The sequence below is a fragment of the Actinomadura violacea genome (genome assembly GCF_017573465.1).
Classification (GTDB): Bacteria; Actinomycetota; Actinomycetes; order Streptosporangiales; family Streptosporangiaceae; genus Spirillospora; species Spirillospora violacea.
In genome coordinates this window covers 1-16,227 of record NZ_JAGEPF010000001.1, presented here as the reverse complement: position 1 = coordinate 16,227, position 16,227 = coordinate 1, and the positions used below count along the sequence as shown (strand labels likewise).

At 68.1% G+C, this 16,227-nt stretch carries 15 protein-coding genes; 11 read left to right on the top strand and 4 right to left on the bottom strand.

Annotation, left to right across the window (positions count from 1 at the left end):
• Window positions 1-400 precede the first annotated feature (400 nt).
• Window positions 401-1,144, top strand: coding sequence for a hypothetical protein (locus tag J4709_RS00075; RefSeq protein ID WP_208235588.1), 744 nt, complete (start codon window positions 401-403; stop codon window positions 1,142-1,144).
• Window positions 1,145-1,245: 101 nt separating this feature from the next.
• Window positions 1,246-2,556 carry a chloride channel protein gene (locus J4709_RS00070; RefSeq protein WP_208235587.1) on the top strand — a complete coding sequence of 437 codons (1,311 nt, stop codon included), beginning with the start codon at window positions 1,246-1,248 and terminating at the stop codon, window positions 2,554-2,556.
• 19 nt (window positions 2,557-2,575) lie between these two features.
• Here the strand turns inward: J4709_RS00070 and J4709_RS56345 are convergent, their stop codons facing one another.
• Entirely contained in the window at window positions 2,576-3,457 is an 882-nt protein-coding gene (locus J4709_RS56345; protein ID WP_443608284.1) for a poly(ethylene terephthalate) hydrolase family protein, read from the bottom strand.
• On the opposite strand from J4709_RS56345, the gene J4709_RS00060 reads away from it, so the two are divergent.
• A complete protein-coding gene (locus J4709_RS00060; protein ID WP_208235585.1) occupies window positions 3,380-4,060 on the top strand; it encodes a TetR/AcrR family transcriptional regulator in 681 nt (226 codons plus the stop codon). The genes J4709_RS56345 and J4709_RS00060 overlap by 78 nt on opposite strands.
• Here J4709_RS00060 and J4709_RS00055 read toward each other — a convergent pair.
• Entirely contained in the window at window positions 4,041-4,727 is a 687-nt protein-coding gene (locus J4709_RS00055) for a hypothetical protein (RefSeq protein WP_208235584.1), read from the bottom strand. The genes J4709_RS00060 and J4709_RS00055 overlap by 20 nt on opposite strands.
• Before the next feature lie 241 nt (window positions 4,728-4,968).
• Between J4709_RS00055 and rox the strand changes: the two genes are divergently transcribed.
• Window positions 4,969-6,411, top strand: coding sequence for a rifampin monooxygenase (gene rox, locus J4709_RS00050; RefSeq protein WP_208235583.1), 1,443 nt, complete (start codon window positions 4,969-4,971; stop codon window positions 6,409-6,411).
• 725 nt (window positions 6,412-7,136) lie between these two features.
• The gene (locus tag J4709_RS00045) at window positions 7,137-7,700 is read left to right on the top strand and encodes a dihydrofolate reductase family protein (protein WP_208235582.1); all 564 of its coding nucleotides are present in this window, start codon (window positions 7,137-7,139) and stop codon (window positions 7,698-7,700) included.
• 170 nt (window positions 7,701-7,870) lie between these two features.
• Here the strand turns inward: J4709_RS00045 and J4709_RS00040 are convergent, their stop codons facing one another.
• Window positions 7,871-8,500, bottom strand: coding sequence for a class I SAM-dependent methyltransferase (locus tag J4709_RS00040; RefSeq protein ID WP_208235581.1), 630 nt, complete (start codon window positions 8,498-8,500; stop codon window positions 7,871-7,873).
• A 36-nt stretch (window positions 8,501-8,536) separates the two neighbouring features.
• On the opposite strand from J4709_RS00040, the gene J4709_RS00035 reads away from it, so the two are divergent.
• Window positions 8,537-9,426 (top strand): IS5 family transposase gene (locus tag J4709_RS00035; RefSeq protein ID WP_208235580.1). Its coding sequence is split into 2 segments (ribosomal slippage): window positions 8,537-8,894 and window positions 8,894-9,426, totalling 891 coding nucleotides; the frame shifts between segments, so codons are not numbered across the junction.
• 305 nt (window positions 9,427-9,731) lie between these two features.
• Here the strand turns inward: J4709_RS00035 and J4709_RS00030 are convergent.
• On the bottom strand, window positions 9,732-9,896 hold the full coding sequence (locus J4709_RS00030) for a hypothetical protein (protein ID WP_208235579.1): 165 nt from the start codon (window positions 9,894-9,896) through the stop codon (window positions 9,732-9,734).
• Between the two features lie 668 nt (window positions 9,897-10,564).
• On the opposite strand from J4709_RS00030, the gene J4709_RS00025 reads away from it, so the two are divergent.
• The 5 genes from J4709_RS00025 to J4709_RS00005 all read left to right on the top strand — a co-directional run bounded on the left by J4709_RS00025 (window position 10,565) and on the right by J4709_RS00005 (window position 16,002).
• Entirely contained in the window at window positions 10,565-11,641 is a 1,077-nt protein-coding gene (locus tag J4709_RS00025; protein ID WP_208235578.1) for a hypothetical protein, read from the top strand.
• Between the two features lie 857 nt (window positions 11,642-12,498).
• A complete protein-coding gene (locus J4709_RS00020) occupies window positions 12,499-12,798 on the top strand; it encodes a hypothetical protein (RefSeq protein WP_208235577.1) in 300 nt (99 codons plus the stop codon).
• Between the two features lie 833 nt (window positions 12,799-13,631).
• Window positions 13,632-14,363, top strand: coding sequence for an HAD family hydrolase (locus tag J4709_RS00015; protein ID WP_208235576.1), 732 nt, complete (start codon window positions 13,632-13,634; stop codon window positions 14,361-14,363).
• 249 nt (window positions 14,364-14,612) lie between these two features.
• Window positions 14,613-15,056, top strand: a complete 444-nt coding sequence (locus J4709_RS00010) for a VOC family protein (protein WP_208235575.1) — start codon at window positions 14,613-14,615, stop codon at window positions 15,054-15,056.
• Window positions 15,057-15,342: 286 nt separating this feature from the next.
• Window positions 15,343-16,002 (top strand): hypothetical protein, encoded by a 660-nt coding sequence (locus J4709_RS00005; RefSeq protein ID WP_208235574.1) that lies wholly within the window; start codon window positions 15,343-15,345, stop codon window positions 16,000-16,002.
• Window positions 16,003-16,227 lie beyond the last annotated feature (225 nt).

The following is a 16,227-nucleotide window of genomic DNA, read 5'->3' as shown; positions in this document are numbered from 1 at the left end:
AGACCGGCTCGAGGTTGCGGTCATTGTGCCACGCGGTGGCGGTGTGCGAGGCGAGCGACCCGCCCGAAGGCACCCGCTGACGCCGTTCCGGTCGCTGATCGCCATGAGGCGCTCATCCCTCCCGTTTCCGTCTGCAGCCGGGGCGCACGTACCTGATCGTCCTGCGGTCGGCCGGGCCCGCAACCGCCCGCGCCGGATCCGGCCCGCGCCGGGCCGCCCGGCGTGCTCGCCGCCCGCCGCGGCGTCGCGGCGGCGGGCGCGGCCGCTTCCGCCGCGCCGCCGGCCGATTCTCGGATTCGCTTTGTCGGCGCGGGCCGAGGACCCGTACTTGCCGATCAGGCATCCGCCAGGACTGTAGGGAGAAGACCCAGGTCGATCGGCCCGTTCATGGGGAGCAGAAATGAGCATGTTGCAGAGCCTGGAACGGACGGTCGTCAATTCCGGGAGCGTCTCTCCGGAGATGGCGGCCGAGGATGGCGGCGGCGAGCAAGAGCAACCAATGGACGGCGTCGAGCAGGATCTGGTCATCGGCCCGTGGCAGATCACCATGCGCTGGTCCTCGGCCGTCACGGGCGGGCCGACGGAGATGACCATCAAGCCGGCGCCGGCGACCTCGTCCGATGCCACCACACGCGGCATCACCGTCAGCACTCTGCGGGCCATCCCGCTGACGCAGCTCTCCCGTGAGGCAAGGGCGATATCGAGCGCGGTATCGAGAGCGCAAGGAGGCGACGCGCTCGCGGAGGCCATTGTCTGCATGGCCCAGAAAATCGGCCGGGAAGTGCAGGAGAATCCACGTCCGGGGCGCGCCGGACGGCCGGATGAATTCTTCGCGCTCGTCGCCGCTGTCTATTCCTGGTACGTGGACTCCGGATACAGCGACCCGGTACGTCAATTGGCGGACGCCTGTGACTGCAAATGGCGGGTCGCGGCGAACTGGGTCCGCCTGGCCAGAGAAAAGGACCTTTTGGCCCCCGCCGTCGAGCGGCGGGCGGGCGGGCTGCTGACGGAGAGGGCGCTGCGGATACTCGAGTCCGGAGACGACGGGATCGGTCATGCTCCGACGGTCGCGCCGGAGCCCTCGGTGGCGCCTCCCCCGCCGGCACCGTCCGCCTCCCCCGCCGGAGGGAACCGGCACGGGTGATCGCCCGCGCGGACCCGGGCCGTCCCGCTACCGCGCGGACTTGGTGGCGCACTCCCGTTCGCGACTGGCCCTATCTGCTCAAATGGCTGCCGATCGGGGCGGTGATCGGGGCCGCGGCGGGGCTCGGCGCCCTCGCCCTGCACGAGCTGCTCGCGCTGATCACCCACGGCGCGCTCGGAATGCTGGCCGGCTTCTCCCCGGCGACGGACGCGGGCGACGGGCATGTGGCGCCCGCGAGCGGGATCGGCGTTCCCGAGGCCGTGCCCGCGCTGGTCGCAGGTGGCGCCGTGCTCGGCGCCGTGCTGGGCCACCGGCTGGCGCCGTCCCCGGGCGGGCTCGGCACGGACGCGACAATCAGGGCCGTGCATCAGGGGCCTCGCGGCTTGACCGGCCGCGATGCCTTCGTGACGACGGCCGCCTCGGCCCTGACCCTCGGAACCGGCGGCTGCGGCGGGACGGAGGGACCGATCACCCGGATCGGCGCGGCCTTCGGGTCGGTGTCGGCCCGGGTCTTCCGCCTCGGCGACGCCGACGCGCGGATCGCGGCCACGGCGGGCATGGCCGCCGGTGTCGGCGCGCTCCTGAAGGCACCACTCGGCGGGGCGCTCCTCGGCGCCGAGCTGCTCTACCGCCGGGGCCTGGCCCCGGAGATGCTGTTCCCCGGCTTGATCGCGTCGGCCGTGGCGTACGCGGAGTTCGCCGCGGTCCTGGGTTTCGGGCCGATGTTCGGGGACCAGCCGGCCGGACCGCTCGTCCTCGTCCGGCTGCCGTACTTCCTCTTCCTCGGTGTGCTCGCCGGGCTGGCCGCCCGCTGCTACTGCTGGACCCTCCACCGTACGAAGGCGTTCTTCGACGCGCGGCGGAGGATCCCGCGGGCGGCCAGGCCCGCCGTCGGCGGTCTGGCCGTGGGCCTGCTCGGCCTATTGCTGCCCGGGGTACTCGGCACCAGCTACGGCATGATCCAGTCGGCGACGGACGCCGGGTGGCTGCTCGGCGTTCCGCTGTGGGCGCTGCTGGCACTGCCGCTCGCCAAGATCGCGGGGACGTCGCTGACCGTCGGGTCGGGCGGCGTCGCCGGCGTCTTCGGACCCGCGATGGTCATCGGCGCGGCGACGGGGGCGGCGTCCTGGCGGCTCCTGGAGATGGCGGGCGGCCCGGCGGGGCGGCCCGCGTCCTTCGTCATCGTGGGAATGGCGGCCTGCGTCGCCGCCGCCGCCCGCGCGCCCCTGACCGCGATGATCATGGCCGTCGAGATGTCCGGCGCCGTCGGGCACCTGTTACCGGCCGCGATCGCCGTCGCCCTCGCGACGCTGATCATGGGAGACAGGACCCTTTACCCCAGCCAGCCGGCGAGCCCCTCGCGCCGCACGCGTTTCCTTCCGGCCCGCGAGACGGAACCGTCCGGCGCGTAGGCGCCTCGCACTCCGAGGTTCAGGGCAGCGGGCATTGGACGGTGAATTCGGAGATGGCGTCGCCGGTGCCGGGGGCAGGGCACAGGAACTTGTCGTAGCGCGTGTCATCGTCGATGAACCGTTTGAGCCACACGAGGGAGTATTCCGCCGTGGGGGTGTTGGGGACCATGTAGTGGAAGTGGGTCGCGTTCCTGAGCTGGATGAGCGCCTTGTCCTTGGTCTTGAGCCCGTCGTAGAAGGGCCGGCCGAAGACGCCGGTGGGGGCGATGGCGTCCCAGTCCCCGCCGAAGACGAGGGTCGGTGTGCTCACCTGACCGGCGACGCCGCCGATGTCCCAAGGGGACAGGGCGACGTCGGCCTTGATGTCGGGGTCGGCGGCGGCCGCCCTCAGCGCGCCTCCGCCGCCCATCGACCAGCCGATGACGCCGAGCCGGTGCGGGTCGATCCGGTCCTTGACCGGGCTGTTGCCCGTCAGGTACTTGAGCGCGGCGACGAGCTCGTCGCCGCGGGTGAACGGCGGGTCCAGCGGGGTGAGCGGGTTGAGGGTCATCACGACGAAGCCCTGGGACGCCAGCCGCGGGCCGAGCCACTGCAGGGTCCCCTCCCACCCGAGGAAGCCGGGGATGACCGTGACCGCGCCGAAGGTGCCCTGGCTGTCGTCGGTCGGGTAGTAGATCGTGCCGTTCCCGAATCCGGGGCCGCTCCCGCGAGCGGCACACGTCCACCTCGATCCGTTCTGACACCCCCGCGTATCAGATGATGTGATACGGAACGGTGTCAGATGCGGGCCGGGCGCAACCACGAACCTGAGGACGAAAACTCGGTGACCGGCACTGCCCCAGGTAATGGTCGTCGCCGCTACGGCGGCAAGGAGGCGCACGAACGGCGCCGGCAGCGCCATGACGCGCTCATGGAGGCCGGTCTCGAACTCTTCGGCACCGCCGGGTACGCCGACACCACCATCGAGGCCCTGTGCGAGCGCGCCGGACTGACCAAGCGCTACTTCTACGAGTCGTTCACCGACCGCGAAGCCCTGCTGAGGGCGGTCTACGACGCGCAGATCGAACCGCTCAAGGACCGGTTGATCACGGCCCTGTCCCGGCCCGGTATGAGCATCGACGAACAGATCGACACCGGTGTCGCGCTGTTCGTCGACGGCCTCACCGCCGACGCCCGCACGGCCCGGATCGTCTTCCTCGAGTCGATCAGCAGCGGCCCGGCGCTACGCGCCCGCGCCGACGAGGTCATCCACGAACTGTCCGACCTCGTCCTGGCCCTGCTCGCCGAGCACCTCGACGGCCCCGCCCCCCGCACCGATCGCATGGAGTACGGGGCACTGGCCATCATCGGAGCCGTCCGGCAGCTCATCAACCACTGGTCCACCCGGCAGCACTCGACCGACATCGACGAGCTCACCGACGTCTGCAAGACGCTCTTCAAGATCGTCTACAAGCAGTTCCTCCTGGAACGACACGAGCGATCGTCTACCCGGCGACCGGGGTGAGGGAGAGAGGAAGACCGCCGATGACGCGGTCGCGAACGGCCTGCCCGTCGAGCCCGACCTTCGCGAAGCCGGCGAAGTCGCCGGGAGCGGAACCGTCCGCGGCCAGAACCTCGGGCACGACAAGGTCGGCCAGCGGCTTGCCAGCGGACGGGTCGGACAGCGCCCCGGCGAGGTCCAGATGACCGGGGGCGATGAGCCGTCCGACCAGGGTGCCGGTGACCAGGTCGGGGGCGAACTCGTCGAGGAACACCGCCACCGACGTGCGCAGGTCCCCGTGGATCATGACCAGCTTCTCGGTCATGTAGCCGACGAACGCCCGGACCGCGACGTCCCCGAGCGTGATGAGCTTGACGTCCCCCTCGAAGTAGACGTCGTGCGCGGTGAGCCTCCCCAGCACGATCAGCGCCGCGGACCCGTCGTCGACGTCCACCAGGTTCCCCTCGACGGTCAGGTCCCCGTCGACGATGTATCCGGTGGCGGCGTCGGGAGTGTCCCGCGCCCAGGGGGTCTGGTCGTGATCGTCCAGCGGCAGGTGCCCGTCCACGACGACCGGACCCTCCACGAGGATGTACTCCTCCTCGTACAGGTTCTCGTACGCGCTCTTCGGCAGACCCCGCCGCTCGAACAGCTCCACGGCCTCGTCCCACGACAGGTATCTCGTGCTCACGCGCGCGAACCTAACACCGCTCGACGACATTCCACCGCGCACGCCTCCCGGCCGGCGGGGAAAGGATTGGACGAGGTGACGCTCGGGCTTGTAGCTTGCAGGTGCCCGTGACACCGCCCGAGGAGGTGAGACCCATGAACGCTGTATCGCTGTGGGTGCTCCCCCTCCCGTCACGGCCGGGCGATTGACGTAGGTGTCGCCGGGAGCGCCTCACCACAGGCACTCCCGAAAGGCAACACCTATGCACTCTCCGCAGTTCAACGCCGACGTGATCATCGCCGGCTGCGGGCCGACCGGCGCGATGCTGGCCGCCGAACTCCGCCTCCACGACGTGCGGGTCCTCGTCCTGGAGAAGGAGACCGAGCCCGCGTCGTTCGTCCGCATCGTCGGCCTGCACATCCGCAGCCTCGAACTGATGGCGATGCGCGGACTCCTGGAGCGCCTTCTCGAACACGGACGGCGGCGCCCGGCCGGCGGCTTCTTCGCCGCCATCGACAAGCCCGTCCCCGAGGGCCTCGATTCCGCGCACGCCTACCTGCTGGGCATCCCCCAGCCGGTCGTCGACCGCCTGCTCGAAGAACATGCGGTCGCCCTGGGCGCGCAGGTCCGGCGCGGTCGCGCGGTGACCGGTATCTCGCAGGACGACGACGGCGTCACCGTCGAGCTGGCCGGCGGGGAGCGACTCCGCTCGCGCTACCTCGTCGGCTGTGACGGCGGGCGCAGCACGGTGCGCAAACTCCTCGGCGTCGGCTTCCCCGGCGAGCCGTCGCGGAACGAGACGCTGATGGGCGAGATGGAAGCGGGCGCGCCGCAGGAGGAGATCGCCGCCAAGGTGGCCGAGATCCAGAAGACCGACAAGGTGTTCAGCCTCAGGCCCTTCGCCGGCGGCGCCTATCGCGTCGTCGTCCCCGTCCCGGGAGTCGGCGACCGCGCGGAATCACCCACCCTCGACGATTTCAAGCAGGGATTGCGCGCCATCGCCGGAACCGACTTCGGCGTCCACTCCCCGCGCTGGCTGTCCCGCTTCGGCGACGCGACCCGGCTCGCCGATCGCTACCGCGTCGGCCGGGTGCTGCTGGCCGGCGACGCGGCGCACATCCACCCGCCCGCCGGCGGCCAGGGCCTCAACCTGGGCGTCCAGGACGCGTTCAATCTCGGCTGGAAACTGGCCGCGCAGGTCCGCGGCTGGGCGCCGGGCACCCTGCTGGACACCTACCACGACGAACGCCATCCGGTCGCCGCGGACGTCCTGGACAACACCCGCGCCCAGACGGAACTGCACTCGACCGAACCGGGCCCGCGGGCCCTGCGCAGGCTGCTCACCGAACTGATGGACTTCAACGAGGTGAACCGCCACCTGATCGAGAAGATCACCGCGATCGACATCCGCTACGACTTCGGCGAAGGCCCCGACCTGCTCGGCCGCCGCATGCGCGACCTCGACCTGAAGCGGGGCCGCCTCTACGACCTGCTGCACCGCGGCCGCGGCCTCCTCCTCGACCGCACTGAACGCCTGACCACGGCCGGCTGGACGGACCGGGTCGACCACCTCGCGGACCCCACCGCGGCACTGGACGCACCGTGCGTCCTGCTACGCCCCGACGGCCACGTCGCCTGGATCGGCGACGACCAGCAGGACCTGGAAGCCCACCTGTCCCGCTGGTTCGGCGCCCCCGCCGCCTGACCTGCCCGGCCGCATGCCCCGCGGGGCATGCGGCCGGAGGCGGGCATCAGGGCACTGATAGTAGGAATCGGGACTGAAACCGCTCCCGCAATCATGCGCGGTGCCGCTGCCGTTCTCATGACGGCTGCCCTGAAGGTCGTTCACCAACTCGGCGACGGCCGCGTCGCCCCAGCGGCCAAGAGTGAGGGAGTCTTCGTCTCCGCTGTGGAACCTGATGACCACCCGGTGCGGCATGATCGGAAACTACGTCCCCGGCGATATCCCGGACCGCGCCCGCGACCTTCAAAAGATCCTTCTCCGCTTGAGCGGTGAGGGGGCGCACTACATGCGCCGTTTGATCCGCCTGGCGGAGTTGATAGGTCGCCCGGAGGAAGCGGCCACCTCAAGCCCCTAGTCCCCCGGCCGTCAGACGGCGCCTAGACGTAGAACCGGCAACGCCTGCTCGTCGCAGAGCGATGGTCGTGGTGGTGCAGTCGATGGTGTCGCGGCAGGTGCCCCCAATCCGACGTCCGGGTAGGTCTCCGTGAACGCGCAGGCGAGGACGTGACAGGCTCCGGAAGCGAAGAACGCCACGTCATTGCCGGGAGCCTAGGTCGACGTGCAACGCCTTCCCGTCCACAGCATCCGCTTGACAGGTAAACCGGCCCTCGGTGTGGCCTGACCGGTGATTTTTCCGCGCCGGGCTGGTCTGTACGCCGGGTACCGACTCACAGGAGGCTGACGCCATGGGGAAACTGACCTTCGCCATGAACCTGAGCTTGGACGGCTACATCGCCGCGCCCGGTGACGACCTCGGCTGGAGCGTGCCGAGCGACGAACTGTTCCAGTGGTGGTCCGACCGGGTGGGGGCGACGGGCCTGGCGCTGTACGGGCGCAGATTGTGGGAGACGATGAGCTCCCACTGGCCGACCGCCGACCAACAGCCCGGCGTCACGCCGGCGGAGGTCGAGTTCGCCCGCCGCTGGCGGGACATGCCGAAGGTGGTGTTCTCCTCGACGACCGACACGGTCGACTGGAACACCCGCTTGGTCACCGGCGACGCGGTCACCGAGATCACCCGGCTCAAGGCCGAGGACGGTGGCCCCATGGACATCGGCGGCGCCACCCTCGCGGCAGCGGCGATGCGGGCCGGGCTGATCGACGAGTATGTGCTGGTCACCGCACCGGTCTTGCTGGGCGGCGGCACGCCGTTCTTCACGGCCCTGGACAACTGGGTGAACCTGACCCTCGTCGAGACCCGGACGTTCCCCGACGGCGTACTCCTGACCAGGTACGAGACCAAGCGCTGAGTACCATCTCGTCCCACCACTCGACGTACGCGAGGGCCTGGGCCACCCATGGTCGCCTGGTGCCGGTTGGCCTAGGGCCTGTCTGACAATTCCAGTCGGATCAGCGAGCGTCCGCCGAGCTGGCAGTCCGGAGGTGCGCCGACCGGCTGGCGGGTATTACCGGGCAAGACCTACGATCGGCGGGCCAGCAGATGGGCGTCGAGGAAGCCTCGCTCGGAGGCCGGATCGTGGAGCAGCCGGGCGAAGGGAACGAGCCCGGCATCGGCCAGCAGTTCAGCGAGGCGATCCGCCGGCCAGCTGTAGGCAGGCGCCACCTTGTGATCGAACCGGACCGGTTCTTGTCCGTCGGTCCCGAAGAAGGAAACCAGGAGCAGGCCATCCGGCGCCAGGACGCGTACCTGCTCGGCGAGCAGCTCCGGCAGTTCTCCCGGAGGGGTGTGGATCATCGAATAGTGGGCCAGTACGCCGCCGAGCGCGCCGTCCTTGATCGGAAGGGATTCCATCCGCGCCTCCTGGAAGCACAGCGCCGGATGGGCCCGCCGTGCGTGGTTGACCATGCCGGGGGAGAGGTCGAGTCCGAAGGCGTCCAGGCTCAGTTCGTGCAGCATGGCCGTCAGATGTCCGGGCCCGCACCCGACGTCCGCTGCCCGCAGGTTGCCCGTCGCGCGCACCAGTTCGGCGAAGGTGCCGATCATGGCCCGGGTGAACGGCTGTGTCTCCAGCCGGTCTGCGAACAGCGATGCGTACAGCTCGACGACTCCGTCGTAGGCCGCACTGGTCTCGTCCTGATGGTTCGCCACGGGCAGGACTCTATCGCCGGTCTGATAATTGATCTTATGGCAGGTCGAGGTGAGTTGACGGATGCGGCATGGGAGCGAATAGAGCCCCTGTTGCCGCAGGTGGACGGACGCGGACGTCCGTGGCGTGATCACCGGCAGGTGGTCAACGGGGTGCTGTGGCGGCTGCGGACCGGGGCTCCTTGGCGCGACCTGCCCGAGCGGTACGGGCCGTGGCAGACCGTCTACGAGCGGTTCGCCCGCTGGGAGGCCGATGGCACGTGGGCGAAGCTGCTGGAGCACGTCCAGGTCCGTGACGACGCGGTGGGCCAGGTGGAGTGGACTGTCGCCGTCGACTCCACGGTCAACCGGGCCCACCAGCACGCCGCGGGCGCCCGTAAAAGGGGGACGCGGACGGGGACGAACTGGAAGATCCGGGCCGCTCGCAGGTGCACCAGGCCCTCGGCCGGTCCCGGGGCGGGCTGACCACCAAGGTCCGCCTCGCCGTCGACGGCCGGGGGCTGCCGCTGTCGATCGTGCTCACACCCGGAAACGCCAACGACGCCACCGCGTTCGCCGACGTCCTCGACGGGATCCGCACCCCGCGCGCCGGCACGGGCCGCCCGCGCACGACACCGGACCGTGTGCTGGGTGACAAGGCATACTCCAGCAGGGTCATCCGCCATCTGCTGCGGCGTCGGGGCATCGCCGCCACGATCCCCGAGCGCCGCGACCAGGTGGCCAACCGCCGCCGCCGAGGGCGCCGCGGTGGCAGGCCACCCGCCTTCGACACGGAGATCTACCGCGACCGCAACGTGGTCGAACGATGCTTCGCCCGCCTCAAGCAGTTCCGTGCGATCGCAACCAGGTTCGACAAGCTTGCGGACCGCTACCGCGCGGGAGTTGTCCTGGCCTCCATGATCCTCTGGCTCCGTGAAACGGCCAGGTGATCATTTGTCAGACAGGCCCTAATGGCACGAGGGCTCATTCAGGGCTCTAACAAGATCGAAGCCCGGATCGGAATTCGCGTCCTGACCTGCACCCTCGTCGTGGAATGGGTGACGAGAACCGAACCCGCGCCGTCAGTTAGGAAACCACTCTCAAGATCGACTTTGGCCGGGAGCCACAAAGTTCCCCGGTCGCGCGCGCTGAAGCTGCTGGTCCGCGGCCGGCAGCATCGCAGCACAGAGAACTGGCCGTCCCTGGGGGTGCCCAGGGACGGCCGGCAGGGGTTTACCCCTGCTGGGTCAGCCGACTAGCCGACCAGCAGGAGCCGAATCATCCGCTCCGCGAAGACGCTCCAGGTCTGGGGCATCTCGTCGAAGCTCTGCTTGACCTCTCCACAGGTCGGACAGACCCACATGGAGCCGCTGCCACTGCCGCCGGGCTGGAACATCTGGTGGCCCTTGCTGCACTGCATGATTGTGTCCTTTGCTCGCTTTGTCGCGCCGTAGGCCACAGCCCTTGGCGCACCGCGAACCTTGCTCGCGGCACCAGGTACAGTCCGCGTCTTGTCTCGCTCGGCAAGCAAAAATGATCTAGAACACTCAGGCGGCGAGTTCGGCCCGCGAGTTCAGGCATCGGCGCCCGCGGGTGTCGGCGGTTTCTGGGCTGACATGGCCCGCATCGTGACCGATGCGTGAGGCCGAGCGGCGGCGCGGCCGCGCACCGATGCACGGCCGGGCGGAGGGGGTTCAACAAGGTCACGAACGGCGACATGTGGTGGCCGCACCGTGTGTGCCGAATCCGCATTCTCACGACCCCTGGCACACGGGCAACCAGCTCGCCGCTGACATGGGCTTCTCCACCAAGAACCTGCTGGCGCGAATGGGCCTTTGGCGTGGAGCGGGCGAGGGAATCGAACCCGCGTTGTCAGCTCGGAAACCGAACCGAACCGAACCGATCCGCCTCCCCCAGCCGCCCTGGCCTGGCGTTCGGTCGTACGGCAAGTGCCCCCTACGGCAACTTGATCATCCTGCCCAAACGCCCGCTAACTGCCCGCCGAGCAGCCTCTTGCCTGCGTGCCCGTCGCGCCCTCGACCAGTTGCTCGCCCGGCGTCCCGCTGAACGGGCATGGCGAGTTGACCCATGCCGCGCCTCGTGGATGGGCTGGGCATGTGGCTTGCGGCGACAATCGGCACCGGCATCGGCCTGGCCGTGCTCCTCGTCGGACCACGTGCCCGATCGGATCATGACGATGGGGAACCTCGGCGCTGCGGCCGACATCCCATGTCGATGAATCGGTTTCCTCCCACGACCGGGTTCGTCCAGAACCTGCTTGGGATCGTCAACGACTATCCGACCGGCGATCCGGCGGGACTGCTGGAGCTGGTCGCCGAGATCCTCGCCGAGGACCCCGATCCCCGCATGCGGGCGGGGCAGGTCCTCGCGCTCTACTCGACCAGGTTCTGGGCCGTCCACCGGCTCCGCGACCAGCGGATCTACGACTCGCTGATCGCCGCGGCGGCGCTGGCCGACGCCACACTGGACACCTGCGAGGAGGACCATCCGGGCAACGCCGATCTCGACGACCTCGAACGCATCGTGCGGTGGATCCCGGCGATCGAGGACCCCGAGGTCGCCGCCGCCGCCGGACTCGCGGACCGCGACGAGATCGCACTGTTCTCCTGCCCGGCCTGGCTCCGGTTGATGGCCCAGGAGACCATGGGGGCGTTGCTGGCACGGCGCCCGACCGAGTTCGGAATGCCGGATTTCAGCTTGCTGGCGCCTGCGTACGTGGTCGACGGAACCCTGGACGTCATCGAGCTCGCCATCAACGTCGGCTCTGATCCTCAGGAAACGCCGTCGCAGGTCGCGAGCCTCTGGGCAGCCCAGAGGCTGCTCGGTGACGTTCCACAGAGCGAACTGCTGCCGTTGACGGCGGCGGCCTGTTTCGCCCTGGTCAGACAGGACGCGACCGCACCGCCGGCCGTCCCGACCCACCTGCGGGAGGTTCTCACCCGGGTCGCCGCGGACCCGGCGTGCGCGCATGGCGAGCGCCACGACGTCGACCCCGATGCGTGGCTTGCGGGAGTTGTGTACCTGTACAAGCCGATGCGCTTCGACGATGACGAGCCGGTGGACGAAGCACTGTGGCACTGCCCCGGCCAGCGCGCCGCGATGATACGCACAGCGCTGCGCCTCAGCACCCCCCGCGAACGCTGATCTCGCTCGCTACCGTCGGCGCCCGCGTAGCGGAAGCCTCAAAGAGATCCGTTGGCCTGCCTCGGTCGCTGCTCGTACCCTCGGTCTCGTGAGCTGGGCGGTGATGCGGGCCGTGGATCTCGATCAGGTGACACGTGGCTAGGCGGCGGTACGTCGCGCGCGGCGTCCCTGGCGGTTACCGCATCTGGGACAACCGCGGGCGCAAGTGGTGGGGCGACGTGTACGAGCTGTGCCCAGACGACCTTCTCGCCGAACTCAACGGCGATGCGGACTACCAGAAGGTGACTGCGCTACTCCGGCGCTATCGCGCACTGAAGCGATAGAGCACCCGGCGCCAAGGGCCGCGTGGCACCGTCAGGCAAGCCGGATCACGAGATGAGCTTGGCGAGGGCTAGCGCGGTCTGGTCGGCGAGGCTGACAGCTGCGCCTAGGCGGTCGTCGATGGTGAGGTGTGCGGGACCTGCACATCCATGACCTTCGACACATCCGACCAGGTCATTGCTGAGCGCTCGGCCACGCTTCTCCGATCGGCGGGCGGCCGGGCAACGAGGTCAGGGCACTGGTGCCGGTGACCTCATGACCCGCCAACGACGACCGCGAAAACAATCAAGGCCCAGGTTCGGGGATCGTGTCCCCCGGCCTGGGCCTTTGCGGTGAGTGGGTGACGGAATCGGACCCGCGCTGTCAACTTAGGAATTCTGTCCCAGCCGTGCCCTCCCTAGCTGCCTCTCTGACCAGCACGCTCCCATCCACAAGACCGTCAACGACCGCTGCCGACCGATCGCGACCGACGTGACGGGCACGCAGCGGCACGGCCTACAGTGATCGAATCGTCCGCCGTCTGCCACGATGGAGGAATGCGAGAGTATTTGATCCAGGCGCGGACTGGGGATGGCTGGATCGCGTTTCACCATGACGACCTCGCCCAGGTGCTCACGCCTGCCGGATGGGAGTGCGCTCCAGTTGACGGATGGGGCGACCATCGACTCCGTCTCGGTGAAGTTGAGATCGCGTTCTCGGGTGAACCCCCAGGCTGGCAGATCTCTTTCGAGGGTGAGTTCGACAGCCATATCGCCGATGCCGTGATCGCCACCGTCACGCACCAACTCGGTGAGCACTCAGGACGAGAGGCCGCCTGGTTCCTGATCAACAAGTGAACCCTCTACGAGATCATTCGATCTCGTGGCACATTTGATCCGCATCAAGATCAGCCCCGTCCACGATCGTCCGTGCTCGTCCGCTGGCCCACCACGGAAGCATCGCTGCGCATACCACCCCGACCCGATCCAGGACTGTTGCTAGCGCTGCCGTTACCAGTCCGAACGCACCGAGCACCCCGGTCACCAGGAGGGCGAGTGGCCCCGGAGCGCAGGGCCGGCCACGGCCCGAGCACCGGAAGCCGCGCGGCAGTCGATGCCGGCCATAAAAACGATCAGGGCCCAGGGGCGGGATCATGTCCCTGGCCTGGGCCTTTACGGTGAACGGGCGACGGGAATCGAATCCGCGCTGTCAGCTTGGGAACCAAACCGATCCGGGGCCGTCATAGCGGCTGACCAGGCCTCCGCTCGTACCGTAAGTCACCGCGGTTGCCCCTTGATCACCCTGGCTAATTGCACGCCACCCACTCGCTGGCCTGCGGCGCTCCAGCCGTCTCAGCCTTCCCATCACCCGGTCTTCGGTAGCCGTCACGGGGACGGATCGCGGTGAGTTGGCCGGCCTCCTTCGCATCCGATGATCTCGAAAAATGACAGACCGCTACGCCCGTACTGCCCACCAACCTCCGGGCGGCGAATCCCTCGTCGCCGCCCTCCTCAATGTGAGGCTCGAACGGTGAGTGACCCCCGACTCGATCGGTGGCTCCTCGCGGCCTGTGCCCGCGTGTGGCCAACTCGCGGACTCCAACAGTCCATCACTGGCAACATGGGCTTGGCAGAAACGTGCTCCGACGCAACGCTGTGGCTCGCTGTGCCGGCTGCAGAGAAGGGGAACCATGTCGAGGGACGTGGGGATCATCTGGGATTTCGACGGAACTCTGGCCGAACGGCCCGGACTGTGGTCGGGCTGCCTGCTGGAGATCATCTCCGACCATGATCCCCATCACGGTATCAGCCGCTCCGAAATCGCGGCACTCATGCACACCGGATTTCCATGGCACACCCCCGAGCGCCCCCATCCACAGTTGTGCGAGCCGAACGCCTGGTGGCGCGAGATGACCAGCCTCCTGGCGAGTGTCCTCCACCGGCTCGGCTTCTCGCCCACTACCGCACGGCAGTTGGCATCGCGCGTTCACGAACACTACATTGACGCCGGCATAGGCTGGCGTGTGTTCCCTGAGGTCAGACACGAACTACAGCGGCTCAGAGATCTGCAGTGCCGTCAAGTGATCTTGTCGAACCACAGCCCTGAACTGCCCGCCCTGGTCGGGCATCTCGGCCTCGCCGACTACTTCGACGCTATTCTGACCTCCGCGCTCATCGGCTTCGAGAAGCCCCATCCAGGTTCCTACGCAGCGGCGCGGAACATCCTGCCAACCGCCACGGACCTGTGGATGATCGGTGATAGCGAAGAAGCGGATGCCCTTGGACCAGAACGCAACGGCATTCGCGGAATCCTTCTCTGCCGCAATGGCCTACACCCTCCACAAAGGGCTACAAGACACGCCGTCAGCCTCCGAGCCACCGTCGACATCGTATTGAGCCCAACACATAAACCTCCCTCCTGAGGCGTTTGTTCGCCGATCGCTCATGGTGATCGCCTTGGCAGGCCAGCGCACCCTTGCATACCCGATCGCACGAGGGTCGCCGACTCAACTCCGCTCATCCAAGTCCCAACGGTAGACGACGTCGCGAATTCATCCAACGCTGTCACCGTCGACATCAGGCGTGCACTTGAATCCGGAAGCCGCTTAAGCTCGGCCCCGCTGGAAGCCACGCCACCACCGATAGCAACAAGATTCCCTATGATGGTCGCCATGGCCATTCTCGGCTGGGCTCACGTGACGTTGACGGTGACCGACCACGATCGCAGTGTCGGCTGGTACGAGCAGGTTCTCGGGTTCGAGCCGACCGCTACACAGCATCGGCCGTCTTGGGTTCGCACCCTGTGCATGCACCGTGACGGCAGCGCAATCCTCGTCCTGCAACAACATCTCCCCGGCGCCGTCGAGAGGTTCGACGAGCGGCGGCCAGGCTTGGACCACCTCGCTCTCGGCGTCGCCACCCGAACCGAACTGGAGGAGTGGCAGGAACGTCTCGCCGAACTGGAGGAGTGGCAGGAACGTCTCGCCGAACTGGGCGTCGACTACTCGCCGATCGCCGACGCGGGCCGCGGTGGCCTCGCCCTCAGTTTCCGTGACCCCGACGGCATCGCGCTCGAACTATTCCACCGCCCCCAGAACGCGTACGAGGGCGACTAGGAGCGCTACTGCGCCGCCTACGAGCATTCATCGCCTTAAGCCTGGCACCGTCCCGCACTGACGCACGATGCTCCGGGGTGCTTGTTCGCGCGAACGGCGCGCAACCCCGTGACAGAGGGTTTCGCGCGAACGAGTGCCCCGGCTCGCGAGGGCTGGGGGCCGCGAAGCCCCCGCTTCAGGCACGCCGAGCCTGAAATCATGCCCAGGTATACGTTAATCGTCCGTTCCTGGCCGAGCGCGGCCAGAACAGGTGGTTTGTCTTCCATCAACGCTATCGTGCGGATGTATGACCGACCCCGACTGGCCGAACTTGCAAGTGTGGCTTGGACGCCATCCCCAAGACGACACCCTGGCCTTCACCGCTTCGCCTGGCCGCATAGAAGTAACTGCGTTGATCACTAACGAACCGCGTCCGCTTGTATGGCTCGGTGTCGTCGCCCGCACTGCTGTGCAGCTACTTACGGGACAGTCCGATTACATGCGTGGTGTATCCATCCTGGAAATGGAGGACACCTCTCTTTTATGTGTGGATGCCGCTTCCCGACCCGGGTGGCCTGTACTGCCGTATCGGCTCACGCATCGAGACAAGAAGGTCACCATCGGTGGTCGTCGCGATGACGAGCACCACCTTGACGATGCCTACACGATGCCTTTTCCCAGTGATCCTGACCTTGTGTGGGACCTGGACGTGCTCGTAGAAGAGGCCACGTGCCGTCTCACAGGCATCCGAGATTACGCGGAGGCTAGTCGCGTTCTTGGTAAACGCGATCGCGACCGGGACCGCTTCGGCAAACCGAGGACTCGTCGTCGAACTCATACAGTTGCCGACCCCTTGGCGCAAGGTCGCGGGTGGACTACGGAGACCAAGGCGCCCATTCCTCCATGGCGCGGCCGGGATCCACGGATCATCTACGGTGGGCTCCCCGGTCAGGGAAAGCGCCGTTAGGCATTGGCGGACGGGCGACGCGGCGCGGCGGGACCGGACGGTACAGGCCGCACGCCCGGCGCGCCGGGGCGGGCGCCCTTGAAGACGTAAAGAAAGTTCTCGTCCGGCCCAGACATCACACCTGTGTCCTGTCCCGGGAGATGCTTGACACCTCTGTCCCATCACATGCTTGACGGGTGCCTGTTCGGCTTGGCTGTCGCGTGTTCGTTTGCGGGCGTCGCGCGT